Annotated in this window: 19 protein-coding genes and 3 tRNA genes; 2 read left to right on the forward strand and 20 right to left on the reverse strand. The window is 68.4% G+C overall.

All coding sequences use genetic code 11. The features are described from left to right. Window positions 1-150: 150 nt before the first annotated feature. The 11 genes from ACFY93_RS02560 to ACFY93_RS02610 all read right to left on the reverse strand — a co-directional run bounded on the left by ACFY93_RS02560 (window position 151) and on the right by ACFY93_RS02610 (window position 14,708). Window positions 151-4,047 carry a DNA-directed RNA polymerase subunit beta' gene (locus ACFY93_RS02560; RefSeq protein ID WP_391352879.1) on the reverse strand — a complete coding sequence of 1,299 codons (3,897 nt, stop codon included), beginning with the start codon at window positions 4,045-4,047 and terminating at the stop codon, window positions 151-153. Between the two features lie 96 nt (window positions 4,048-4,143). Further along, a complete protein-coding gene (gene rpoB / locus ACFY93_RS02565) occupies window positions 4,144-7,629 on the reverse strand; it encodes a DNA-directed RNA polymerase subunit beta (protein ID WP_391352881.1) in 3,486 nt (1,161 codons plus the stop codon). A 623-nt stretch (window positions 7,630-8,252) separates the two neighbouring features. After that, window positions 8,253-8,636 (reverse strand): 50S ribosomal protein L7/L12, encoded by a 384-nt coding sequence (gene rplL / locus ACFY93_RS02570; RefSeq protein ID WP_391352882.1) that lies wholly within the window; start codon window positions 8,634-8,636, stop codon window positions 8,253-8,255. Window positions 8,637-8,791: 155 nt separating this feature from the next. Further along, the gene (gene rplJ, locus ACFY93_RS02575) at window positions 8,792-9,322 is read right to left on the reverse strand and encodes a 50S ribosomal protein L10 (RefSeq protein WP_391352884.1); all 531 of its coding nucleotides are present in this window, start codon (window positions 9,320-9,322) and stop codon (window positions 8,792-8,794) included. A 278-nt stretch (window positions 9,323-9,600) separates the two neighbouring features. Further along, the gene (locus ACFY93_RS02580; RefSeq protein WP_391352885.1) at window positions 9,601-10,497 is read right to left on the reverse strand and encodes a DUF1396 domain-containing protein; all 897 of its coding nucleotides are present in this window, start codon (window positions 10,495-10,497) and stop codon (window positions 9,601-9,603) included. 78 nt (window positions 10,498-10,575) lie between these two features. Further along, window positions 10,576-11,487 (reverse strand): hypothetical protein, encoded by a 912-nt coding sequence (locus ACFY93_RS02585; RefSeq protein ID WP_391352886.1) that lies wholly within the window; start codon window positions 11,485-11,487, stop codon window positions 10,576-10,578. Between the two features lie 223 nt (window positions 11,488-11,710). Further along, the gene (rplA, locus tag ACFY93_RS02590; protein WP_391352888.1) at window positions 11,711-12,436 is read right to left on the reverse strand and encodes a 50S ribosomal protein L1; all 726 of its coding nucleotides are present in this window, start codon (window positions 12,434-12,436) and stop codon (window positions 11,711-11,713) included. Between the two features lie 103 nt (window positions 12,437-12,539). Next, window positions 12,540-12,974 (reverse strand): 50S ribosomal protein L11, encoded by a 435-nt coding sequence (gene rplK / locus ACFY93_RS02595; RefSeq protein WP_391352889.1) that lies wholly within the window; start codon window positions 12,972-12,974, stop codon window positions 12,540-12,542. Between the two features lie 281 nt (window positions 12,975-13,255). Beyond that, the gene (gene nusG, locus ACFY93_RS02600; protein WP_391352891.1) at window positions 13,256-14,170 is read right to left on the reverse strand and encodes a transcription termination/antitermination protein NusG; all 915 of its coding nucleotides are present in this window, start codon (window positions 14,168-14,170) and stop codon (window positions 13,256-13,258) included. A 77-nt stretch (window positions 14,171-14,247) separates the two neighbouring features. Further along, a complete protein-coding gene (secE, locus tag ACFY93_RS02605) occupies window positions 14,248-14,529 on the reverse strand; it encodes a preprotein translocase subunit SecE (RefSeq protein ID WP_391352893.1) in 282 nt (93 codons plus the stop codon). Window positions 14,530-14,635: 106 nt separating this feature from the next. Next, window positions 14,636-14,708: transfer RNA gene (locus ACFY93_RS02610), tRNA-Trp, on the reverse strand. 280 nt (window positions 14,709-14,988) lie between these two features. On the opposite strand from ACFY93_RS02610, the gene ACFY93_RS02615 reads away from it, so the two are divergent. Next, window positions 14,989-16,215 carry an aminotransferase class I/II-fold pyridoxal phosphate-dependent enzyme gene (locus ACFY93_RS02615; protein WP_391352894.1) on the forward strand — a complete coding sequence of 409 codons (1,227 nt, stop codon included), beginning with the start codon at window positions 14,989-14,991 and terminating at the stop codon, window positions 16,213-16,215. Window positions 16,216-16,405: 190 nt separating this feature from the next. After that, window positions 16,406-17,458 carry an adenosine deaminase gene (locus ACFY93_RS02620; RefSeq protein WP_391352895.1) on the forward strand — a complete coding sequence of 351 codons (1,053 nt, stop codon included), beginning with the start codon at window positions 16,406-16,408 and terminating at the stop codon, window positions 17,456-17,458. Between the two features lie 25 nt (window positions 17,459-17,483). Here the strand turns inward: ACFY93_RS02620 and ACFY93_RS02625 are convergent, their stop codons facing one another. The 9 genes from ACFY93_RS02625 to ACFY93_RS02665 form a co-directional block, all read right to left on the reverse strand. After that, complete coding sequence (locus ACFY93_RS02625; RefSeq protein ID WP_391352896.1) at window positions 17,484-18,227, reverse strand: thioredoxin domain-containing protein; 744 nt, start codon at window positions 18,225-18,227, stop codon at window positions 17,484-17,486. Between the two features lie 75 nt (window positions 18,228-18,302). After that, on the reverse strand, window positions 18,303-19,364 hold the full coding sequence (locus ACFY93_RS02630) for a UDP-N-acetylmuramate dehydrogenase (protein WP_391352898.1): 1,062 nt from the start codon (window positions 19,362-19,364) through the stop codon (window positions 18,303-18,305). Window positions 19,365-19,525: 161 nt separating this feature from the next. Further along, window positions 19,526-21,016 carry a DHA2 family efflux MFS transporter permease subunit gene (locus ACFY93_RS02635; RefSeq protein ID WP_391352899.1) on the reverse strand — a complete coding sequence of 497 codons (1,491 nt, stop codon included), beginning with the start codon at window positions 21,014-21,016 and terminating at the stop codon, window positions 19,526-19,528. Window positions 21,017-21,245: 229 nt separating this feature from the next. Further along, the gene (locus ACFY93_RS02640; protein ID WP_391352900.1) at window positions 21,246-21,815 is read right to left on the reverse strand and encodes a TetR family transcriptional regulator; all 570 of its coding nucleotides are present in this window, start codon (window positions 21,813-21,815) and stop codon (window positions 21,246-21,248) included. Window positions 21,816-22,104: 289 nt separating this feature from the next. After that, a complete protein-coding gene (locus tag ACFY93_RS02645) occupies window positions 22,105-22,533 on the reverse strand; it encodes a MaoC/PaaZ C-terminal domain-containing protein (protein WP_391352901.1) in 429 nt (142 codons plus the stop codon). A gap of 1 nt (window position 22,534) precedes the next feature. Beyond that, complete coding sequence (locus ACFY93_RS02650) at window positions 22,535-22,984, reverse strand: MaoC family dehydratase N-terminal domain-containing protein (RefSeq protein WP_391352902.1); 450 nt, start codon at window positions 22,982-22,984, stop codon at window positions 22,535-22,537. Window positions 22,985-23,061: 77 nt separating this feature from the next. Next, complete coding sequence (gene rpmG / locus ACFY93_RS02655; RefSeq protein WP_004571794.1) at window positions 23,062-23,226, reverse strand: 50S ribosomal protein L33; 165 nt, start codon at window positions 23,224-23,226, stop codon at window positions 23,062-23,064. 88 nt (window positions 23,227-23,314) lie between these two features. Then, a tRNA-Met gene (locus tag ACFY93_RS02660) sits at window positions 23,315-23,387 on the reverse strand. 46 nt (window positions 23,388-23,433) lie between these two features. Then, a tRNA-Thr gene (locus ACFY93_RS02665) sits at window positions 23,434-23,506 on the reverse strand. Window positions 23,507-23,725: the final 219 nt, after the last annotated feature.

Here is a 23,725-nt window from a genome sequence, read left to right on the forward strand (position 1 = left end):
CGCGATGGTTCCCTCCTGGCGGGAAGACACCCGTAGGGGCCCAGGACGCCGTACACGCCGACGGGCGGCCACCCCCTGAGGGAGGTGACCGCCCGTCGGACTGCCGCGGGCCGCGTACGCGCTCGTGGCGCCCGCGGCCCGCGCCCGCTGCTACTGGTTGTACGGACCGTAGTCGTAGTCCTCCAGCGGAACGGCCTGGCCGGAGCCGGTGCCGAACGGCGAGTAGTCGATGTCGTCGTAGCCGACGGCCGAGTACATCGCGGCCTTGGCCTCCTCGGTCGGCTCGACCCGGATGTTGCGGTAGCGGGACAGGCCCGTACCGGCCGGGATGAGCTTACCGATGATGACGTTCTCCTTGAGGCCGATCAGGGAGTCGGACTTGGCGTTGATCGCCGCGTCCGTCAGAACCCTGGTCGTCTCCTGGAAGGACGCCGCCGACAGCCACGACTCGGTGGCGAGCGAGGCCTTGGTGATACCCATCAGCTGCGGGCGGCCGGAGGCCGGGTGGCCGCCTTCCTGCACCACACGACGGTTCTCGGTCTCGAACTTCGAGCGCTCGACGAGCTCGCCCGGCAGCAGCTCCGCGTCGCCGGACTCGATGATCGTCACGCGGCGCAGCATCTGCCGGATGATGATCTCGATGTGCTTGTCGTGGATCGACACGCCCTGCGAGTTGTAGACCTTCTGGACCTCGCCGACCAGGTGGACCTGGACGGCGCGCTGGCCGAGGATGCGCAGCACGTCGTGCGGGTTGGTGGCACCCACGGTGAGCTTCTGGCCCACCTCGACGTGGTCGCCCTCGCCGACCAGCAGACGGGCACGCTTCGAGATCGGGAACGCCGTCTCGTCGCTGCCGTCGTCCGGGGTGACGACGATCTTCTTGGTCTTCTCGGTCTCCTCGATCCGGACGCGGCCGGAGGCCTCGGAGATCGGGGCGACACCCTTCGGCGTACGGGCTTCGAAGAGCTCGACGACTCGGGGCAGACCCTGGGTGATGTCGTCACCGGCCACACCACCGGTGTGGAAGGTACGCATCGTCAGCTGCGTGCCGGGCTCACCGATCGACTGGGCGGCGATGATGCCGACCGCCTCACCGATGTCGACCAGCTTGCCGGTGGCCAGCGAGCGGCCGTAGCACATGGCGCAGGTGCCGACGGCCGACTCGCAGGTCAGGATCGAACGGGTCTTGACCTCCTCGACGCCGTGGTGCACCAGCTGGTCGATGAGCACGTCGCCGAGGTCCACGTTGGCCGGCGCGATCACCTTGCCGTCGATGACGACGTCCTCGGCGAGCATGCGGGCGTAGACGCTGGTCTCGACGTCGTCGGTCTTGCGCAGCACACCGTCGGCGCCGCGGTCGGCGATCCGCAGCTTCAGACCGCGCTCGGTGCCGCAGTCCTCCTCGCGGATGATGACGTCCTGCGAGACGTCCACCAGACGACGGGTCAGGTAACCCGAGTCGGCGGTACGCAGGGCGGTGTCCGCCAGACCCTTACGGGCACCGTGCGTGGAGATGAAGTACTCCAGCACCGACAGGCCCTCACGGAACGACGCCTTGATGGGACGCGGGATCGTCTCGTTCTTGGCGTTGGACACCAGACCGCGCATACCGGCGATCTGACGCATCTGCATCATGTTTCCGCGCGCACCCGAGTCGACCATCATGAAGATGGGGTTCGTCTTCGGGAAGTTCGCGTTCATCGCCTCGGCGACCTCGTTGGTCGCCTTGGTCCAGATCGCGATGAGCTCCTGCGTGCGCTCTTCCTTGGTGATCAGACCGCGCTCGTACTGCTTCTGGACCTTCTCGTCCTGCGCCTCGTAGCCCTTGACGATCTCCTTCTTCGCCTCGGGAACGACGACGTCGGAGATGGCCACGGTGACACCGGAGCGGGTGCCCCAGTAGAAGCCCGCCGCCTTCAGGTTGTCGAGCGTCGCCGCCACGATCACCTTGGGGTAGCGCTCGGCCAGGTCGTTGACGATCTCGCCGAGCTGCTTCTTGCCCACCGAGTAGTCGACGAACGGGTAGTCCTCGGGCAGCAGCTCGTTGAAGAGCGCACGGCCCAGCGTCGTACGGAGACGGAAGGGGTCACCCTGCTGCCACTCGGCGGCGGCGTCGCCCTCCGGCGGGGTCCAGCCGCGCGGCGGGATGGTGCCCACCGGGAAGCGGATGTCGACGGGCGACTGGAGCGCGAGCTCGCCGGCGTCGAACGCCATGGTCGCCTCGGCGGTGGAGCCGAAGGCACGGCCCTCGCCCTTGGTGTCCCGCATCTCGCCGTCGGTGGTGAGGAAGAACAGACCGAGGACCATGTCCTGGGTCGGCATCGTCACCGGACGGCCGTCCGCGGGCTTGAGGATGTTGTTCGAGGACAGCATCAGGATGCGGGCCTCGGCCTGCGCCTCCGCGGAAAGCGGCAGGTGCACGGCCATCTGGTCACCGTCGAAGTCCGCGTTGAACGCGGTGCAGACGAGCGGGTGGATCTGGATGGCCTTGCCCTCGACCAGCTGCGGCTCGAAGGCCTGGATGCCGAGGCGGTGCAGGGTGGGCGCGCGGTTCAGCAGGACCGGGTGCTCCGCGATGACCTCTTCGAGCACGTCGTACACGACCGTGCGGCCGCGCTCGACCATGCGCTTGGCGCTCTTGATGTTCTGCGCGTGGTTCAGGTCGACCAGGCGCTTCATCACGAACGGCTTGAAGAGCTCCAGCGCCATGGCCTTCGGCAGACCGCACTGGTGCAGCTTCAGCTGCGGGCCGACGACGATCACGGAACGCGCCGAGTAGTCGACTCGCTTGCCGAGCAGGTTCTGACGGAAGCGGCCCTGCTTGCCCTTGAGCATGTCGGACAGCGACTTCAGCGGACGGTTGCCGGGGCCCGTGACCGGGCGGCCGCGGCGGCCGTTGTCGAAGAGCGCGTCGACGGCCTCCTGGAGCATGCGCTTCTCGTTGTTCACGATGATCTCGGGCGCGCCGAGGTCGAGAAGCCGCTTCAGGCGGTTGTTGCGGTTGATGACACGGCGGTACAGGTCGTTCAGGTCGGAGGTCGCGAAGCGGCCACCGTCCAGCTGCACCATCGGACGCAGGTCCGGCGGGATGACCGGCACGCAGTCGAGCACCATGCCCTTGGGGCTGTTGCTGGTCTGCAGGAACGCGGAGACGACCTTGAGGCGCTTGAGCGCACGGGTCTTCTTCTGGCCCTTGCCGGTGCGGATGATCTCGCGGAGACGCTCGGCCTCCTCCTCGAGGTCGAAGGACTCCAGGCGCTTCTGCAGCGCCGCGGCACCCATCGAACCGTCGAAGTACGTGCCGAAGCGGTCACGCAGCTCGCGGTAGAGGAGCTCGTCGCCCTCGAGGTCCTGGACCTTGAGGTTCTTGAAGCGGGTCCACACCTCGTCGAGACGGTCGATCTCGCGCTGCGCACGGTCGCGCAGCTGCTTCATCTCACGCTCGGCGCCCTCGCGCACCTTGCGGCGCACGTCGGCCTTGGCGCCCTCGGCCTCCAGCTCGGCCAGGTCGGTCTCGAGCTTCTTGGCGCGGGCCTCGAGGTCGGCGTCGCGGCGGTTCTCGACCTGCTGGCGCTCGACGGAGACGTGGGCCTCCAGCGAGGGCAGGTCGCGGGTGCGGCGCTCCTCGTCGACGTACGTGATCATGTACGCCGCGAAGTAGATGACCTTCTCCAGGTCCTTCGGGGCGAGGTCGAGCAGGTAGCCCAGGCGCGACGGGACGCCCTTGAAGTACCAGATGTGGGTGACGGGAGCGGCCAGCTCGATGTGGCCCATCCGCTCACGGCGCACCTTGGCGCGAGTGACCTCGACGCCGCAGCGCTCGCAGATGATGCCCTTGAAGCGGACACGCTTGTACTTGCCGCAGTAGCACTCCCAGTCCCGGGTCGGACCGAAGATCTTCTCGCAGAAGAGTCCGTCCTTCTCGGGCTTGAGGGTGCGGTAGTTGATGGTCTCGGGCTTCTTGACCTCGCCGTGGCTCCACTGACGGATGTCGTCAGCGGTGGCCAGACCGATCCGGAGCTCATCGAAGAAGTTGACGTCGAGCACTATGCGTCAATCCCTCTCAGGGTTGTAAGTCTGTGGTCTGAAACGGGGGTCGCGGGGTCGGCGGGGCCTCTGGTCAGAGGCCCCGCCGGACTCCCGTCAGACCTCTTCGACGCTGCTCGGCTCGCGCCGGGACAGGTCGATGCCGAGCTCCTCCGCCGCGCGGAAGACGTCCTCGTCGGTGTCACGCATTTCGATGGACATACCGTCGCTGGACAGCACCTCCACGTTGAGGCAGAGAGACTGCATCTCCTTGATGAGCACCTTGAAGGACTCGGGGATGCCGGGCTCGGGGATGTTCTCGCCCTTGACGATGGCCTCGTAGACCTTCACGCGGCCGGTGACGTCGTCGGACTTGATGGTCAGCAGCTCCTGGAGGGCGTAGGCCGCACCGTACGCCTCGAGTGCCCACACCTCCATCTCGCCGAAACGCTGGCCACCGAACTGGGCCTTACCACCCAGCGGCTGCTGGGTGATCATCGAGTACGGACCGGTCGAACGGGCGTGCAGCTTGTCGTCGACCAGGTGGTGGAGCTTGAGGATGTACATGTAGCCGACGGAGATCGGCTCCGGGAACGGCTCGCCGGAGCGGCCGTCGAACAGCGGCGCCTTGCCGGTCGGGAGCACCATGCGCTCGCCGTCGCGGTTCGGGATCGTGTGCTGCAGCAGACCCGCGAGCTCGTCCTCGCGCGCACCGTCGAAGACGGGGGTGGCGACGTTCGTGCCCGGGTCGACCTTGTCGGCCTCGATGGCCTGGAGGCGCTGCGCCCAGTCCTCCCCGAGGCCGGAGACGTCCCAGCCGCGGCTGGCGAGCCAGCCGAGGTGGATCTCCAGGACCTGTCCCGGGTTCATTCGGGACGGGACGCCGAGGGGGTTGAGGATGATGTCGACCGGGGTGCCGTCCTCCAGGAACGGCATGTCCTCGATCGGCAGGATCTTGGAGATGACGCCCTTGTTGCCGTGACGGCCGGCGAGCTTGTCACCGTCGGTGATCTTGCGCTTCTGCGCCACGTACACGCGCACCAGCTGGTTCACACCGGGGGGAAGCTCGTCGCCCTCCTCGCGGTCGAAGACGCGGACGCCGATGACCTTGCCGATCTCGCCGTGCGGCACCTTCAGCGAGGTGTCACGGACCTCGCGCGCCTTCTCGCCGAAGATCGCGCGGAGCAGGCGCTCCTCCGGGGTCAGCTCGGTCTCGCCCTTGGGCGTGACCTTGCCGACGAGGATGTCGCCGGCGACGACCTCGGCACCGATACGGATGATGCCGCGCTCGTCGAGGTCGGCGAGGACCTCCTCGGAGACGTTCGGGATGTCCCGGGTGATCTCCTCGGGGCCGAGCTTGGTGTCACGGGCGTCGACCTCGTGCTCCTCGATGTGGATCGAGGAGAGGACGTCGTCCTGCACGAGGCGCTGCGACAGGATGATCGCGTCCTCGTAGTTGTGACCCTCCCACGGCATGAACGCCACGAGCAGGTTCTTGCCGAGCGCCATCTCGCCGTTCTCGGTGGCCGGACCGTCGGCCAGGACCTGACCGGCGACGACCCGCGCGCCCTCGTCCACGACGACCTTCTGGTTCACAGAGGTGCCCTGGTTGGAGCGGGAGAACTTCGCGAGGCGGTACGTGGTGTACGTGCCGTCGTCGTTGGCGGTGGTGATGTAGTCCGCGGAGACCTCCTGGACCACACCGTCCTTCTCCGACTTGAGCACGTCGCCGGCGTCGACGGCGCAGCGGTACTCCATGCCGGTGCCGACGAGCGGCGCCTCGGACTTGATGAGGGGCACGGCCTGGCGCATCATGTTCGCGCCCATGAGGGCACGGTTGGCGTCGTCGTGCTCGAGGAACGGGATCATGGCGGTCGCGACCGACACCATCTGGCGCGGGGAGACGTCCATGTAGTCGACGTCGTCACCGGGGACGTAGTCGACCTCGCCGCCGCGGCGGCGGACCAGCACGCGGGACTCCTCGAAGCGGAGCTCGTCGGTGAGCGGCGCGTTGGCCTGCGCGATGACGAAGCGGTCCTCCTCGTCGGCCGTCAGGTAGTCGACCTCGTCGGTGACGACACCCTCGACGACCTTGCGGTACGGGGTCTCGACGAAACCGAACGCGTTGACCCGGCCGTAGGAGGCGAGGGAGCCGATCAGACCGATGTTCGGGCCTTCGGGCGTCTCGATCGGGCACATGCGGCCGTAGTGCGAGGGGTGCACGTCACGGACCTCGAAGCCGGCGCGCTCACGGGAGAGACCACCCGGGCCAAGGGCCGACAGGCGGCGCTTGTGGGTGAGACCCGACAGCGGGTTGTTCTGGTCCATGAACTGCGAGAGCTGGCTGGTGCCGAAGAACTCCTTGATGGAGGCGACGACCGGCCGGATGTTGATCAGGGTCTGCGGCGTGATCGCCTCGACGTCCTGAGTCGTCATCCGCTCGCGGACGACGCGCTCCATACGAGCCAGACCCGTGCGGACCTGGTTCTGGATGAGCTCGCCGACGTTGCGCAGACGACGGTTGCCGAAGTGGTCGATGTCGTCGGTCTCGACGACCATCGAGGTGCCGTTGTCACCGACGGTCTCGGTCTCACCGGCGTGCAGCTTCACCAGGTACTTGATCGTCGAGATGATGTCCTCGACGGTCAGGATGCCGGCGTCGAGCGGGGCGTCGCCGCCCAGCTTCTTGTTGACCTTGTAGCGGCCGACCTTGGCGAGGTCGTAGCGCTTGGGGTTGAAGTAGAGGTTCTCGAGCAGCGTCTGCGCGGCCTCGCGGGTCGGCGGCTCGCCCGGACGCAGCTTGCGGTAGATGTCGAGCAGCGCGTCGTCCTGGCCCTGGGTGTGGTCCTTCTCCAGGGTGGCGCGCATGGACTCGTACTCGCCGAACTCCTCGAGGATCTGCTCGGTGGTCCAGCCGAGGGCCTTGAGGAGGACGGTGACGGACTGCTTGCGCTTGCGGTCGATGCGCACACCGACCATGTCGCGCTTGTCGATCTCCATCTCCAGCCAGGCTCCCCGGGACGGGATGACCTTGGCGGAGAAGATGTCCTTGTCGGACGTCTTGTCGATCGAGGAGTCGAAGTAGACACCCGGCGAACGGACCAGCTGCGACACCACGACACGCTCGGTGCCGTTGATGACGAAGGTGCCCTTGTTGGTCATGAGCGGGAAGTCGCCCATGAAGACCGTCTGGGACTTGATCTCGCCGGTCTCGTTGTTGGTGAACTCGGCGGTGACGAAGAGCGGGGCCGCGAACGTGAAGTCGCGCTCCTTGCACTCGTCGATGGAGTTCTTGGGGGGCTCGAAGCGGTGGTCGCGGAAGGTCAGCGACATCGACCCGGAGAAGTCCTCGATCGGGGAGATCTCCTCGAAGATCTCTTCCAGACCGGACTTGGTGGGGACGTCCTGTCCACTGTCCAGAGCCGCCTCGACACGAGCCTTCCACGCGTCGTTTCCGAGCAGCCAGTCGAAGCTCTCGGTTTGCAGCGCAAGAAGGTTCGGAACCTCGAGGGGCTCCTTGATCTTTGCAAAGGAGATGCGCAGCGGGGCGGTGCTGGCGCCGTTGTTCGTATTCGCGGTCGAGGCAGTGCGCGAGGCGGCCAAGAGGGGGTCCTTCCGAGGGCTCGGACTCACTACGCGCGTACCGGTCCCCGGCTAGGGCGCGGTGGTCGACGCTTCCCCACCGGGCCGGAAGGCCAGGTCGGGGCGGTTCGATCACCGGTGCTCAAGCGAGGGCATGCCCCTGGTGACGGGCAGGAGGCAGCTAACAGGCAGCGCAAAGGGTCAGTGTAGCCACTAGGCACACTGATGTCCAGTGCGGGTTTTTTGAGACCCTCGTTGTTCTCAACCCCTGCTGCAAGCCACGCCCTCGATGCACATCGATACTGCCCTCTTCGCCACCGATCCATGCCTCGGATCCGGATCGTTGTGACGACGCGTCCTGAGAATTGCGCGCTGCGTGCCGTTCGTCAAGGCCCCCCAAGCCCGAGCGAGTGCCGCGATCGTCACGTACGGCCCCTCCCGCAGCCCGTCACCAGGCGGCCAGGGGCACAACGAAGATCACCCTACTCGTCGCGACCGACAGTGCAAGGGAGCCGCTGCGGGACCCCCTGGAACGCCGAAGAGCGACCACCCAGTTGGGTGATCGCTCTTCGGTGCGTCAGCGTTACAGCCCTGCGGGAGCGGCTGTGTGCGTGCGCGAGAGAGCCTGAGGGCTCTCAGGGGGCTTACTTGACCTCGACGGAGGCGCCGGCGCCCTTGAGGGACTCGGCGGCCTTCTCCGCGGCGTCCTTGGCGACCTTCTCGAGGACGGGCTTCGGGGCGCCGTCGACGAGGTCCTTGGCCTCCTTCAGACCCAGGGAGGTCAGCTCACGCACGACCTTGATGACCTGGATCTTCTTGTCACCGGCGCCGGTGAGGATGACGTCGAACTCGTCCTGCTCCTCGGCGGCCTCGACCGGGGCACCGGCAGCCGCGCCACCGGCGACGGCGACCGGGGCGGCGGCGGTGACGTCGAACTTGTCCTCGAAGGCCTTCACGAACTCGGAGAGCTCGATGAGGGTCATCTCCTCGAACTGCGCGAGCAGGTCTTCCTGGCTGAGCTTCGCCATGATGGGCGATCCTTCCACTAATCCGGCTGGTGCCGTGATGTACAGGTGAGGCGGGCGTACGTTCGGCCCGCTGTGACCGCTGCCGCTCTCCGGTGTCCTCGGGCGTGCTGCCCTCGGTCGCCCGGTCTCAGGCGGCGGTCAATGCGCGAGCCGAATTACTCGGCACCGCCCTGCTCGGCCTTCTTGGCACGAAGCGCCTCCGCGGTGCGGACGAACTTCGAGGGAAGCGCCTGGAAGAGCGCGGCAGCCTGCGACTGCTTGCCCTTCATGGCGCCCGCCAGCTTGGCGAGCAGAACCTCGCGGGACTCGAGGTCCGCAAGCTTCTTGATCTCGTCGGCGGACAGCGCCTTGCCGTCAAGGACACCGCCCTTGATGACGAGGTTCGGATTGTCCTTGGCGAAGTCACGAAGACCCTTCGCCGACTCCACCGGGTCACCGGTGACGAAGGCGACCGCCGTCGGACCGTTGAACAGGTCGTCGAGCGTGTTGATCCCGGCCTCGTTGGCCGCAATCTTGGTCAGCGTGTTCTTCACCACGGCGTACTGGGCGTTCTCACCGAGCGAACGGCGCAGCTGCTTGAGCTGGGCCACGGTGAGACCCCGGTACTCGGTCAGCACGGCGGCGTTCGAGCTGCGGAACTGGTCCGTGAGCTCGGCTACCGCGGCAGCCTTGTCGGGCCTTGCCATAGAGCGTCGGCCTCCTTCCGGGTGATGAGGACCGCTCAGAAGGGGCTGCGCAAAACGAAACGCCCCGGCGCAGGCGCACGGGGCGTGACTCGACCAGACGGAGTCCGTAGGAACGGAGCTGCCCGGGAGTTCATCCACAGTCACCTGCGCGGGTCGTCCGCAGTTCAGCGGATCCTTCGGCCGCCGCGTCCTCTTGCGAGCACACAGCAACGACCAGCGGTCTTTGGCTTCTGTGGAAGCGTACGGGACCGGGACGGCGACAGGCAAATCCGCCCGGGTCAGCCCTCCATGTCGTTCATCATGTCGGCCAGGTCGAGGGTGTCCTTCGCGGGCGGGGCCTGGACCGTCACCGGCTTGTTGACGTCGAGGAAGGTGATCGTCATGTCCAGCTTGCCCTTGTCGGCGTCGCCCCGCAGACGGAACTGCTTGGTATGGTCGTCGCCGTCGATCCACATGTCCATGTTGAGCGTGTCGACGCCCATCTTCTCGTACTGGTCGAGGCTCTTCTCCCGCTTCTCACGGGTGGCCTTGTCCTCGTCCTTGAGCGAGTCGCGGAACTCGTCGAGGGTGACCGTGCCCCTGTAGTGGGTGGTCTTCACGCCGGCGACGGTCTCGGTGCCGACCTTCTTCACGTCCTTGGAGCCGGTGAGGAAGGTGGACTCCTGGGCCGGGTTCTTGTCGGCCTCCCCGACCGCGCCGAGGGACTCGCCGCCCGTCGCGTCGTCCCCGAGCGCGGACAGGTCGAACTTGATCCAGCGCTTGCCGTCCATCTCCTTGGCGGCCGCCGCGGTCCCGCCGATGTACATCGCCTTGTCCACCAGGCGGATCTCGGCCTTGCCGTCCGCTCCCTGGTCGAGGGCGGTCATCTTCATGCTCATGGCCACGGTCGGCTTCACCCGCATCGAGGCCTCGGCCCTGACACGGCCCTGGTCCGGGATCTCGCCGGACATCCGGTAGCTGAAGGAGGTGATGTCCTCGGTGTTCTTCGCGGCCTTCGCCACGGCAGCGGCGGGCGTCATCCGGGGCGACTCGTCACCGACGGAAGCGCCGGAGCCCTTCGCACCGCCCTTCGTGTCGTCCTTGGAACAGGCGACCGCTCCCCCGCCGAGCAGGAGGGCGGCGAGCACCGCGCTCGTCGCCCTGAGCTCCACGGATCGGCGTACAGAGAGTTTCACAGGTCCCCCCAAGGACACTTGAACGATTGACAGCTGATCGAAAGGTATCCCGGAAGGACCCGCGAGTCCCAGGCGTTTCTAGGCGCCGGCACCCTGCGACGGCATCAGGTCCTTGAAGTCGGCCGTGTCGCCCGCCGGGGGCTCCTCGGCGGAGACCTTCACCCCGTAATCGCTGTAGTACGCCGTCGAGGACATCTCACCCGACGTCATCTCGCCCTTCTCCGCCTTCTTGACCAGCAGGTTCTCGTCGTTCACCCACAGGTCGACGGTCTCCGTGGTGATGCCGGCGGTCTGCAGCTGCTTCTTCAGGTCGGCGAGCTGGCTCGCGCTCAGGCTGGACGTCCGGTCCGCGAGGTCCGCCACGTTCACCGTGCCGGAGTAGTGCGTGGTGTTCTGGCCGCGCACCTTCTCCTCGCCGACCTTCTTTACGTCGCCGGAGGCCAGCAGCAGCTTCACCGACTGGTTCGGCGTGCTGTTCTGCATCTGGTCCTTCATGTACGCGCCCGAGCCGCCGGCGATGTCCGCCAGGTCGTCGTACCCGTACCTGATCCAGTGCTTGCCGCCCGCCTGCTCGGCGAACTTGTCGCCCATGTGCGCGAAGTACGCGTCGGGCAGGTAGCGGGCCTCCATCGACGTACTGCCGGTCTGCCGCATCGTGTCGGCCAGCTGGCCGCCGGTGTACGTGATCGTCATGTTGCCGACGAGGCCGTCGCCCCAGCCGAGGGCACCGTCGGCCTTCATGGACATCATCGTGCCCATGGTCGTCGTCGACTCGACCTTGGCGGAGTCGGCCTTGTCCGTGGACTTCTCCGCGGAGCGCAACGCGGCGATGGGGCTCACATGGGTCGTGCCCTTGTGCGCCGCCCTGTCGTCCTTGCCGGAGCTTCCCGAGGCGTCGGAGTCGTCCGAGGAGTTGCAGGCGGCCACCCCCGTGAGCGCGGTCACCATCACGATCGAAAGGGCCACGCGGCGCGCTGTCGTGCTCTTCATGCTTCCCACCCCTATGCGAATCCTGTGAACCGCACGCTAGCGCAGCCCACCGACACTCGTGTCCGGATCCGGCCGCCGCCGCCCTTCCCGGGGCCCGGGCGCCCTCGTGGGCGCGGTGCGGCGGACGTCTCCCGGATACGAGGACGGGCCCCGCACCTCGAAAGGTTGCGGGGCCCGTCCACGCATCGCGTGCGCGGTGCGGCCGGAGTGCCGAGCGGGAGGCTCAGACGGCGGCCGGGTCCTCCTCGACGAGGAGGTTGCGGGTGCGGTTCGGGTCGAGCGGAACGCCGGGACCCATCGTGGTGCTGATGGCGGCCTTCTTGATGTAGCGACCCTTGGCGGCCGACGGCTTCAGACGGAGGATCTCGTCGAGCGCGGCGCCGTAGTTCTCCACCAGCTTGGTCTCGTCGAACGAGGTCTTGCCGATGATGAAGTGCAGGTTCGAGTGCTTGTCGACGCGGAACTCGATCTTGCCACCCTTGATCTCGGTGACAGCCTTGGCGACGTCCGGGGTCACGGTGCCGGTCTTGGGGTTCGGCATGAGACCACGGGGACCGAGCACGCGGCCGAGGCGGCCGACCTTGCCCATGAGGTCCGGGGTGGCGACGACGGCGTCGAAGTCCAGACGGCCCTTCGCCACCTCGTCGATGAGCTCGTCGGAGCCGACGATGTCGGCGCCCGCGGCGGTCGCGGCCTCGGCACGGTCACCGGTCGCGAAGACCAGGACCCGGGCGGTCTTACCGGTGCCGTGCGGGAGGTTCACGGTGCCACGGACCATCTGGTCGGCCTTGCGCGGGTCGACACCCAGGCGGAAGGCGACCTCGACGGTGCTGTCGAACTTGGTCGTGGAGGTGTCCTTGGCGAGACGGACGGCCTCGAGCGGGGCGTACAGCTTCTCCCGGTCGATCTTGGCGTCCGCAGCGCGGAGAGACTTGCTGCGCTTGCTCACTGCTGCTCCTGGTGTGTTCTGAGGAGTCGTGGTGCGGGCCGAGCAGGCCCTGCCACGCGTTGATCACTGTGCGGCTCGCGCCGCGTGGTCACGGGGGTGGAGGTCAGCCCTCGACCGTGATGCCCATGGAACGGGCGGTGCCGGCGATGATCTTCGACGCGGCGTCCAGGTCGTTCGCGTTGAGGTCGGGCATCTTGGTGGTGGCGATCTCGCGGACCTGCGCCTGGGTGATCTTGGCGACCTTGATCTTGTGCGGCTCGCCGGAGCCCTTCTCCACGCCCGCGGCCTTGAGAATCATCTTCGCGGCCGGCGGGGTCTTGGTGATGAAGGTGAAGGAGCGGTCCTCGTAGACCGTGATCTCCACCGGGATGACCCAGCCACGCTGCGACTCGGTCGCGGCGTTGTAGGCCTTGCAGAACTCCATGATGTTGACGCCGTGCTGGCCCAGCGCGGGGCCGACCGGCGGAGCCGGGTTGGCGGCACCGGCCTGGATCTGGAGCTTGATGAGCCCCGTGACCTTCTTCTTCTTGGGAGGCATTGCTCTCTCCGGGTCCTAGTGAGAGTTTTCAGCCGTCCGATCCGGTCATCCGGACGGAGGCATACCGCACAACGATAACGGGTATCCATGCGGGGCCAAAAACCGAGCAGGTCAGACGGTCTCCCACCGACGGGACACCGTCCCCGCGAGAGTCTGTCTGACCTGGTCGGAAGTGCTCGCTCCGGAAGGCACCGGCCCCGGCTTCCGATCCGCTGCCGGATCGTCGGTCGAGCCCGGTCAGGCCTTCCGGATCAGTTCTTGTGAGATCAGAACCCGTGGGTTCAGTTCTTCTGGATCTGGTCGAAGCTGAGCTCGACCGGGGTCTCGCGGCCGAAGATCTCGACGAGGCCCTTGACCTTCTTCGAGTCGGCGTTGATCTCGTTGATGGTCGCCTGCAGCGTCGCGAACGGGCCGTCGGTGACGGTGACCGAGTCGCCGACCTCGAAGTCCAGCACCTGGACCTCGAGCTTGCGCTGCGGAGCGGGCTTGCCCTCGGCCTCGGCGGCCTCGCGGGCGGCCTTCTCCTCGGCCTCCGGGGCGAGCATCTTGACGATCTCGTCCAGGGTCAGCGGGTACGGGTCGTAGGCGTTGCCCACGAAGCCGGTGACACCAGGGGTGTTGCGGACGACGCCCCACGACTCGTTCGTCAGGTCCATGCGCACCAGCACGTAGCCGGGGAGCTTGTTCTGCCGGATGGTCTTGCGCTCGCCGTTCTTGATCTGCGCGACCTCTTCCTGCGGCACCTCGGCCTGGAAGATGAAGTCCTCGACGTTCAGCGAGACGGCACGCTGCTCGAGGTTGGTCTTCACGCGGTTCTCGTAACCGGCGTACGTGTGGATGACGTACCACTCGCCGGGGAGGGTGCGCAGTTCCTCGCGCAGCGCGGTGACGGGGTCGACCGGCTCGGCCTCTTCGACGGACTCGGCCTCGGCGGCCTCGGTCTCGTCCTCGGCGCTCTCGTCCTCGTCGGTCTCGTCCTCGGCGGCGGACGCGGCGTCCTCGGCGGACTCGTCCTGCTCGTCGGTGCCGGCCTCGTCCTCGACGTGCACGGCCGCGTCCTCGGCGGCTTCGCCGGCGGCGGCGTCGGCAGCCTCGACCTCGTCCGGGTCCTCGGTGTCCGCGCCCCCGACGATGTCGAGCTCGTCCTCAACGGACTCGACCGACTCGGTGGCGTCGTTCAGGTTCGGGTCAGACACGGTGGCTGCTTCTTCCTGGTTACATGGGGGTGGAACGCGCGAAAGGGGCGCCGGTGACGGCGCCCTTCGCTCTCGGCTCAGCCGAATACGTACTTGGCGGCGTGGTTGAGCCCATAGTCAATCACGGTGACCAGGCCGATCATGAGGACGACGAAGACAATCACCACGCTGGTGTACGTGGTCAGCTGATTGCGAGTCGGCCAGACGACCTTGCGGAGCTCCGCCACGACCTGGCGGTAGAAGGTGGCGAGCCGCTTCAGGGGGCCCTTCTTGCCACGCTTACCGCCCTTGCGGGCCTTCTTCTTGGACTCCGGCGCCTCGGCATCAGGCTTGTCGATGGAGCCCACGGCGTCCGTCACTCGTCCTCACCTGATTCCGGGTCGTGGCCGTGCCGCGCCCGGCCAGGCCGCACGGCGGTGCATTCAGTACGTACATGCGCACACATCCTGGCGAAGGTGTGTGTAGCAGGGCCGGAGGGACTTGAACCCCCAACCGCTGGTTTTGGAGACCAGTGCTCTACCAATTGAGCTACGACCCTTTGGTTCCCCCAACGTACCGCATCCGCCCGGGTGCTCGGTGTGCACCGGGTGGGCGCGGCCGGTGAAGGCCAACGAGGTGAGAGTGTACGTGGTCCGGGCCCGGGCGTCGAACAGAAAGTGTCCGCACGGGCTTTGCGGTTTCCGGCGCCCCGCCGGGATCCGGCGGTGATCCCCGTGCGGCCCGCCGTGGTGGGACCGGTGTTCTGCTGGTGATCCGTGGGTGTTCAGTCCGTGAAACCCGCGTGCCGCACGCGTTTCGGGTCTGGAACGATGGGTTGCATGAGCGCTGCAACCCCTCCCACCGAGCGCCGGGTCTCCGCCCGGGTCGGTGCGATCTCCGAGTCCGCCACTCTCGCCGTGGACGCCAAGGCGAAGGCCCTCAAGGCCGCCGGACGTCCCGTGATCGGCTTCGGTGCCGGCGAGCCCGACTTCCCGACCCCGGACTACATCGTCGAGGCCGCCATCGAGGCGTGCAAGAACCCGAAGTACCACCGGTACACGCCGGCCGGCGGTCTGCCGGAGCTGAAGGCCGCGATCGCCGAGAAGACCCTGCGCGACTCCGGCTACGAGGTGGACGCCTCGCAGGTCCTCGTCACCAACGGCGGCAAGCAGGCCATCTACGAGGCCTTCGCCGCGATCCTCGACCCGGGCGACGAGGTCATCGTCCCGGCCCCGTACTGGACCACGTACCCGGAGTCGATCCGGCTCGCGGGCGGTGTCCCGGTGGACGTGGTCGCCGACGAGACCACCGGCTACCGCGTCTCCGTCGAGCAGCTGGAGGCGGCGCGCACCGAGAAGACGAAGGTCGTCCTCTTCGTCTCGCCGTCCAACCCGACCGGTGCCGTCTACTCGGAGGCCCAGACCGAGGCCATCGGCCGGTGGGCCGCCGAGCACGGCCTGTGGGTGATGACCGACGAGATCTACGAGCACCTGGTGTACGGCGACGCGGTCTCCGTGTCCCTGCCGGCGCTCCTGCCCGAGCTGCGCGACAAGTGCATCGTGGTCAACGGCGTCGCCAAGACGTATGCGATGACCGGCTGGCGGGTGGGCTGGATCATCGGTCCGAAGGACGTCGTCAAGGCCGCGACCAACCTCCAGTCGCACGCCACGTCCAACGTCTCGAACGTGGCCCAGATCGCCGCGCTCGCCGCCGTGAAGGGCGACCTGGAGGCCCCCGCGAAGATGCGCGAGGCCTTCGACCGCCGCCGCCGGACCATCGTGCGGATGCTCAACGAGATCGACGGCGTGATCTGCCCGGAGCCCGAGGGCGCCTTCTACGCGTACCCCTCGGTGAAGGCCCTGCTCGGCAAGGAGATCCGCGGCAGGCGCCCGCGGAGCAGCGTCGAGCTGGCCGCGCTGATCCTGGAGGAGTCCGAGGTCGCGGTCGTCCCGGGTGAGGCCTTCGGCACGCCTGGCTATCTGCGGCTGTCGTACGCCCTGGGCGACGAGGACCTGGTCGAGGGTGTCTCGCGGATCCAGAAGCTGCTGTCCGAGGCGAAGGACTGACGCACCCCGGCCGGTCACCCGGTCGTTCTCCAGCGTCTCCACGCGCGCGTGCGGGCCGTCACCCTCCGGGGAGACGGCCCGCACGCACGTCCGGGTCCCTACAGAACGCGAGCCCGCTTCCGTGTGCGAGCAAGACCACGATCGGCGAAAGCGCTACCGGGACGGCACGGGCGTGCGGCAGGATCTTTGAATGCTGAGCTCTTCAGGGGACCGCACCCCGCCCCGCCCCCGTGCACGTGACGTCTCCGAGCTGCCGAAAGCCCATCTGCATCTGCACTTCACCGGGTCGATGCGGTCCTCGACCCTGCTGGAGCTGGCCGACAAGTACGGCATCCACCTGCCCGACGCCCTGACCAGCGGGGAGCCGCCGAAGCTGCGCGCCACCGACGAGCGCGGCTGGTTCCGCTTCCAGCGCCTGTACGACGCGGCCAGGTCCTGTCTGCGGGAGCCGGAGGACATCCACCGGCTCGTCCGGGAGGCGGCCGAGGAGGACATCAGGGACGGCTCCGGCTGGCTGGAGATCCAGGTCGACCCCACCTCGTACGCGCCCCGTCTGGGCGGGCTCATCCCGGCCCTGGAGATCATCCTCGACGCCGTGGACTCGGCCGTGCGCGACACGGGGCTCGGGATGCGGGTGCTGGTGGCCGCGAACCGGATGAAGCACCCGCTCGACGCCCGTACGCTCGCCCGGCTCGCCGTGCGCTTCGCGGACCGGGGCATCGTCGGGTTCGGGCTCTCCAACGACGAGCGGCGCGGCATGGCGCGCGACTTCGACCGGGCCTTCGCGATCGCACGGGAGGGCGGGCTGCTGTCCGCGCCGCACGGCGGGGAGCTGGCCGGTCCGGCCTCCGTCCGCGACTGCCTGGACGACCTGGACGCCACGCGCATCGGGCACGGGGTGCGGGCGGCGGAGGACCCCCGGCTGCTGAAGCGGCTGGCCGACCGGCAGGTGACGTGCGAGGTCTGTCCGGCCTCGAACGTCGCCCTCGGCGTCTACGGGAAGCCCGAGGACGTACCCCTCAGGACTCTGTTCGAGGCGGGGGTACCGCTGGCCCTCGGCGCCGACGACCCGCTGCTGTTCGGCTCCCGGCTCGCCGCCCAGTACGAGATCGCCCGGCGCCATCACGGCTTCACCGACGCCGAGCTGGCCGAGCTGGCGCGTCAGTCCGTACGGGCCTCCGCAGCGCCCGGGGACGTGGTGCAGAAGCTGCTCTCGGGCATCGACGACTGGCTGGCCGGCTGACCGGGCGCGTCCGGCCGGGTGCCCGTCAGCCCTCCCCGGAGCCGTTCTGCGAGGCGGCGAACCGGATGGCCATCGGCAGGGTCTTCTTGTCGAAGATCGCGCTCCACATCTCCTCGTCCAGGAGCTTCCCGTTGACCGCGAGGTTCGGCGTGCCGGGCACCTCGTCCTTCTCAAACGCCTTCTCCGAGGCGGTCACGAAGCCGCGGTACTTCGTGCCCTTGACGGCGGCGTCGAACTTCGCGCTCCGCAGCCCGTGCACCTTGGAGGCCATCCGCAGCAGGAAGGCGTCCGTGTAGCCGTCCACCGCCTCCTCGGGCTGATGGGCGAAGAGGACGTCGTGGTACTCCAGGAACTTGCCCTCCTCCAGGGCCGCCCGCAGCGCGTTGGCGGCCTTCTTGGAACCCTTGCCCCCCAGCCGGTCGTCGAGGAAGGAGGCCAGCGTGTACTCGGTCCGGACCTCGCCGGACAGGGTCATGCCGCGCAGCCCGTCGCCGCCGCCCTCCTCCTCGAACTGCTCGCAGACGGGGCAGCGCATGTCCTCGTAGAGGTGGACGACCGTACGCGCGCGTGCCGTGCCGACGACGATCGTGGTGCCGTCGGAGTCGAGGCGCTCGGGCAGGTGCCCGGAGTCCACGAACACCTCGGGCTGTGCGTCGTCGCCCTCCGACGCCTTCGCTCCTGAGTCCTGTCCGCAGCCCGTCACGAGAACGCCGGCCAGCGCCGCCCCCACCAGCGATGCCGCCGCTCGGCGGACGTTTCCACGCAGCATGGATCTTCCCCTCCCCTGGGTTCGGGGTGACCCTATGCGATCACTGTGCGCCCGGTGAGCGGGGGACCGGTCGCGTCAGAGGCTGACGCCGACCATCACCGGCTCGTTGACCAGCGTGATCCCGAAGGCGTCGCGCACGCCCGTGACGACCTCGCGGGCGAGGGCGAGCAGATCCCCGGTGGTGGCGCCGCCCCGGTTGGTGAGGGCCAGTGTGTGCTTGCCGGAGATCCGGGCGGGCCCCGAGCCGTATCCCCTGGTGAAGCCCGCCTTGTCGATCAGCCAGGCGGCTGAGGTCTTGGTGCGGCCGTCGCCCGCCGGGTACGCGGGCGGCGCGACGTCGGCGCCGAGCCGCTCCCGCACGCGCGCGTGGAACGCGGCGAGCTGCGCGTCGTCGAGGATCGGGTTGGTGAAGAACGACCCCGCAGACCAGGTGTCGTGGTCCTCGGGATCGAGCACCATGCCTTTCCCGGTGCGGAGCTTCAGGACCGTCTCCCGGGCGGCCGCGAGCGGCACCCGGTCACCCGCCCCGACACCGAGCGCGCGAGCCGTCTCCGCATACCTGAGCGGGGCCGACAGCCCTCCGGCCTCCTCGAGCTCGAAGCGGACGCGCAGCACGACATGCCGGCCGGGGTCGGCCTTGAAGCGGCTGTGGCGGTAGGAGAAGGCGCAGTCGGCGTTGGTGAGGGTGACCGTCTCCCGGGTCACCCGGTCGTAGGCGACCACCTCGGTGACGGTCGAGGAGACCTCCTGGCCGTACGCGCCGACGTTCTGGATCGGCGTCGCGCCCGCGGAACCGGGGATGCCGGCCAGGCACTCGATCCCCGCGAGGCCCGCCTCGACGGTGCGGGTGACCGCGTCGCTCCACACCTCGCCCGCGGCCAGCTCCAGCCGCGTGCCGTCGAGCGAGAAACCCCGCGTGGCGACGACCAGGGCCGTTCCGGCGAAGCCCTGGTCGCCGACGACCAGGTTGGATCCGCCGCCGATGACCAGCAAGGGGGTCCCGCTGTCGTCGGCCTCGCGGACGGCGGCGACGACCTCGTCGTCGGTCGTCGCCGTGATCAGCCGGGTCGCGGGGCCCCCTAGCCGGAAGGTGGTCAGCGGGGCGAGGGGCACATCGTGGAGTTCCTGCACGGGCACAAGGGTACGAGAACGGCCCCGCCGGTTCGGGCGGGGCCGTTCTCGTACCGTCGTGGCGGTCTCGGTCGGGTCTCGGCCGTGTCGGGTGTCTCGGCCGTGCCGGTCCTGCCGGTCGTCTCGGCCGTCTCGGCCAGTTGCCGGTCGTGTCGGTCGTGCGCGGATCAGCGGGTGGCGGTCTCCAGCACCCGCTCCGGGGCCGTGGGGCCGGACGGCGTGGTCGCCGCGGGCTTGCGGCGGGCGGACGGGATGTACAGGGCCGCGGCCCCGGCCAGGGCCACCACCGAGGCGCCCACCCACAGCGCGGGCCGAAGGCCGTCCACGAAGCTCTGCGCGGACTCGTAGCCGCCCTGGGCGGAGAAGATGGAGGCCATCACCGCGATACCGAGGGCGCCGCCGACCTCGCGGAGCGCGTTGTTCGCGCCGGAGGCGATGCCCTGCTCACTCGTCCGGACGCTGGACATGACCAGGTTGCTCGCCGGAGCGAAGTAGAGGGACATCCCGATGCCGCTGATGATCAGGGCGGGCAGCTGAGGGCCGTAGGCGACGTCGGTGGAGACCACGGTGGCGTAGTACGCGAGTCCCGCGGCCTGGAGGAAGAGGCCCGCCGCGACGACGGGACGGCCGCCGATCCGGTCGGAGAGGTAGCCCGCGATCGGCGCGACGATCATCGGCATACCGGTCCAGGGCAGCATCCGCAGCCCCGCCTCGGTGGGCGAGTAGCCGAGAACGCCCTGCATGTACTGGCTGAGCAGGAAGATCGAACCGAACATCCCGAGGAACATCAGCAGGCTCGCGGCGTTGATGCCGGCGAAGGCGCGGGACCTGAAGAGCCGCATCGGCAGCATGGGGTTCACGGCGCGGACGCCGTGGACCACGAACCCGGCGAGCAGCACACCGCCCGCGATCAGCGCCGTCAGGACGAGGGAGGCGGTCCAGCCGTCGGAGGGGCCGCGGACCAGTCCGTACACGATTCCGAAGAGGCCGCCGCTGGCGAGCAGGGTGCCGCGGACGTCGAGCGGGGCGCCGGTGCCGTACGACTCGGCGAGACGGGTCCGGGCGAGCGGAAGCACGGCGAGTCCCAGGGGCACGTTCAGCCAGAAGATCCAGTGCCAGGACACGTGTTCGGTGAGGCTGCCGCCGATGAGGGGCCCGGAGGCGACCGCGAGTCCGTTCACGGCGCCCCATATCCCGTACGCCATTCCCCGCTTGGCGACGGGAACGGCCGCGGTCAGCAGGGTCAGGGTGAGCGGCATCATGATGGCCGCGCCGACGCCCTGGACGGCGCGGGCCGCGATCAGCGAGTCGATGCCGGGCGCCATGGCCGCGGCGGCGGAGGCGCCGGTGAAGACGGTGAGGCCGGTGAGGAACAGCCGGCGGCGGCCGAACCGGTCGCCGAGCGCCGCGCCGAACATGAGCAGGACGGCGAAGGTGAGCGTGTACGCGCTCACGGTCCACTCCAGGTCGTCCAGTGCGCCCCCGAGGTCCTCACGGATCGAGGGCAGGGCCGTGGTGACGACGAGGTTGTCGAGGGCCGCCATGAATCCGGCGACGCTGGTGATGACGAGGGCCCAGGCAGCGCCGCCGCGTCGTGCGGCGGGGGACTTCGGGTCCGCTCCCCCGGCCCCGGCCGCCCCTTCTGCCCCTGCCCCCACGGCTTCCGCCGGCTGAGGTGGCTTCGCCGCCTGCGGTGTCTGTGCCGCCTGCGGTGCGCGTCCTGTCCGTTCCGTGTGCTCTCGCTCTGACATCGCTCCCCCAACGGGTGTCCGTCTTGTTAGTTATGGATGACTAACTTTCGCGCCCATGAAAAGGCGCCCGTACTTTCGCTCTCCGCTCCCCGGCCCCCACACTGCGGGGCCCCCTGAGGCTGTGACGCCGGCCCTTTCAGGCTTCGAGCCGGCCCTTGGCGCGCGCCGACGGGTAGAGCCCTTCCCATACCCGGTGCTCGGGCGGAAAGCCCATGGCCACCAGGCAGTTGATGAGCATCCCGTAGGCCATGAACGTCGTGGTCTCACCGATGTCGGCGCCGAGCGGGATATGAGCGGTGTCCCACAACCGCATCCAGCCCGCTCGCACCGACTCGCCCAGTTCGTGATCGCCGGCCTGCTCGGCGGCGGCCACGGCGACGTACATCTGCATCTGCATGAGCAGCCGCTCGGGATGCTCGGCGATGACCCTGGTGTACGCGTTGGCCATCGCGTGCAGGGCCTCTTCGCCCTCCAGCCCTTCGGCAGCCTCGGCGAAGGTGCGCCGCGACTCCTCGAGACAGCGCTCCGCCGTGGCGAGGAAGATCGCCTTCTTGTCCGGGAAGAGCCGGAAGAGGTAGGGCTGCGAGACGCCGACCCGCTTGGCGATCGCCTCCGTCGACGTGCCGTGATAGCCACCTCGGGCGAACTCACTCATCGCCGCGAGAATGACGCTCTCACGCCTTTCCTCCGCGCTCATCCTGACCATGCGCCTTAAGTTAGTACTCAATCACTAACTACGCAAGGGGGTGAGCGGGGGTGAGCGGCAGACGTGTTCGCGGAGCCGGGCCGGGCAACGCGTGAGGGGCGCCCGCATCGGCGGACGCCCCTCACGTTCATGTCATGACTACGACCCGCGGTGGCCGGGCACCATCAAGCGTCGGCCGGGCCCAGCCGGGGTCCATAGGGTCCGGCCAGGGCCGGCCAGGGTCCATGGGGTCCGACCGAGGTCCGGGGGTCCGGTCGGGGGTCCGGCCGAGGTCCGGTCGTGGTCCCGTTCAGGCCAGTCGTACGACCGCGCGGGACATGCCGAGCACCTTCTGGCCGCCGCTCGTCGCTGTGAGGTCGACCCGCACGGTGTTGTCGTCGAGCTTGGCCGCGACCTTCGCGGCGACCTCGACGGTCGCGCCCCGGTCGTCGTTCGGGACGACGACGGGCTTGGTGAAACGCACCCCGTACTCGACGACCGCGCCCGGGTCGCCGACCCAGTCGGTGACGACACGGATCGCCTCGGCCATGGTGAACATGCCGTGCGCGATGACGTCGGGAAGACCGACCTCGACCGCGAACTTCTCGTTCCAGTGGATGGGGTTGAAGTCACCTGAGGCGCCCGCGTACTGGACGAGGGTGGCACGGGTCACAGGAAAGCTCCGGGACGGCAGTTCGGTGCCGACCTCGACGTCCGCGTAGGAGATCTTCGCCGCCATGTCAGCCCTCCGCCCCGCGCGCCACGAGCTTGATGACGGTCGTCACCACGTGCTCCCCCGCCTCGTCGTGGACCTCGCCACGGATGTCCAGGATGTCGTTGCCCGCGAGGGACTTGATCGACTCGATGGTCGAGGTGACCGTCAGCCGGTCACCGGCCCGCACCGGGCGCGAGTACGCGAACTTCTGGTCGCCGTGCACCACACGGCTGTAGTCGAGGCCCAGCTTGGGGTCCTGGACGACCTGGCCGGCGGCCCTGAAGGTGATAGCGAACACAAAGGTCGGCGGAGCGATCACGTCGGGGTGACCGAGCGCCTTGGCGGCTTCGGGGTCCGTGTACGCGGGATTGGTGTCCCCCACGGCCTCCGCGAACTCGCGGATCTTCTCCCGGCCGACCTCGTACGGGTCGGTGGGCGGATAGGACCGCCCCACGAAGGACTGGTCGAGCGCCATCGGCTCGGCACCTCCTGGTTAACGACGCGAGGCCGCCCCCTGGAAGTACAGGGGACGGCCTCGCGTACGAGCCTGATTTATCGCGTTTCGCGGTGCGCGGTGTGCGCATTGCAACGCGGGCAGTGCTTCTTCATCTCAAGACGGTCCGGGTCGTTACGCCGGTTCTTCTTGGTGATGTAGTTCCGCTCCTTGCACTCCACGCAGGCCAGCGTGATCTTCGGGCGGACGTCGGTGGCAGCCACAGGAGTGCTCCTTGACGAACGGATGGGACGATTAACGCATAAAAGAGTAGCCGATCGAAGGACCGACCCCGCAATCGGCTACTGTCAGTAGCGGTGACCGGACTTGAACCGGTGACACAGCGATTATGAGCCGCTTGCTCTACCGACTGAGCTACACCGCTGCGATGCGATCGGATCCCGCCTTGCGACGGGAGCCTCACACACCAGAGCCCCAATACGGAATCGAACCGTAGACCTTCTCCTTACCATGGAGACGCTCTGCCGACTGAGCTATTGGGGCGAGCGATGAAGACATTACACGGTCCCCGACCGATCGCCCAAATCCGTTTCGCGGCACCCGCCCGGGCCTGTTCCCGCACCGTTCCCGGCAGCCTCCCGGCGGGCACCCACGGCACCTCAGGGGCCACCCGCTGCCCCCCGGAGACTCCAGGCGGCACGTCCCGTCCCTTGGGTACTCGCGCCGCTCGCACGCCCCTCAGGTGCCCGTGCGGCTCATGCG

It is taken from the genome of Streptomyces sp. NPDC008313, from assembly GCF_042956125.1.
Classification (GTDB): Bacteria; Actinomycetota; Actinomycetes; order Streptomycetales; family Streptomycetaceae; genus Streptomyces.

Coding starts and splice junctions, on each gene's coding strand:
- rplL (WP_391352882.1), bottom strand. CDS start 8,636: ATGGCGAAGCTCAGCCAGGAAGACCTGCTCGCGCAGTTCGAGGAGATG.
- rplJ (WP_391352884.1), bottom strand. CDS start 9,322: ATGGCAAGGCCCGACAAGGCTGCCGCGGTAGCCGAGCTCACGGACCAG.
- ACFY93_RS02585 (WP_391352886.1), bottom strand. CDS start 11,487: ATGAAGAGCACGACAGCGCGCCGCGTGGCCCTTTCGATCGTGATGGTG.
- rplK (WP_391352889.1), bottom strand. CDS start 12,974: ATGCCTCCCAAGAAGAAGAAGGTCACGGGGCTCATCAAGCTCCAGATC.
- ACFY93_RS02615 (WP_391352894.1), top strand. CDS start 14,989: ATGAGCGCTGCAACCCCTCCCACCGAGCGCCGGGTCTCCGCCCGGGTC.
- ACFY93_RS02620 (WP_391352895.1), top strand. CDS start 16,406: ATGCTGAGCTCTTCAGGGGACCGCACCCCGCCCCGCCCCCGTGCACGT.
- ACFY93_RS02625 (WP_391352896.1), bottom strand. CDS start 18,227: ATGCTGCGTGGAAACGTCCGCCGAGCGGCGGCATCGCTGGTGGGGGCG.
- ACFY93_RS02640 (WP_391352900.1), bottom strand. CDS start 21,815: ATGGTCAGGATGAGCGCGGAGGAAAGGCGTGAGAGCGTCATTCTCGCG.
- ACFY93_RS02645 (WP_391352901.1), bottom strand. CDS start 22,533: ATGGCGGCGAAGATCTCCTACGCGGACGTCGAGGTCGGCACCGAACTG.
- ACFY93_RS02650 (WP_391352902.1), bottom strand. CDS start 22,984: ATGGCGCTCGACCAGTCCTTCGTGGGGCGGTCCTATCCGCCCACCGAC.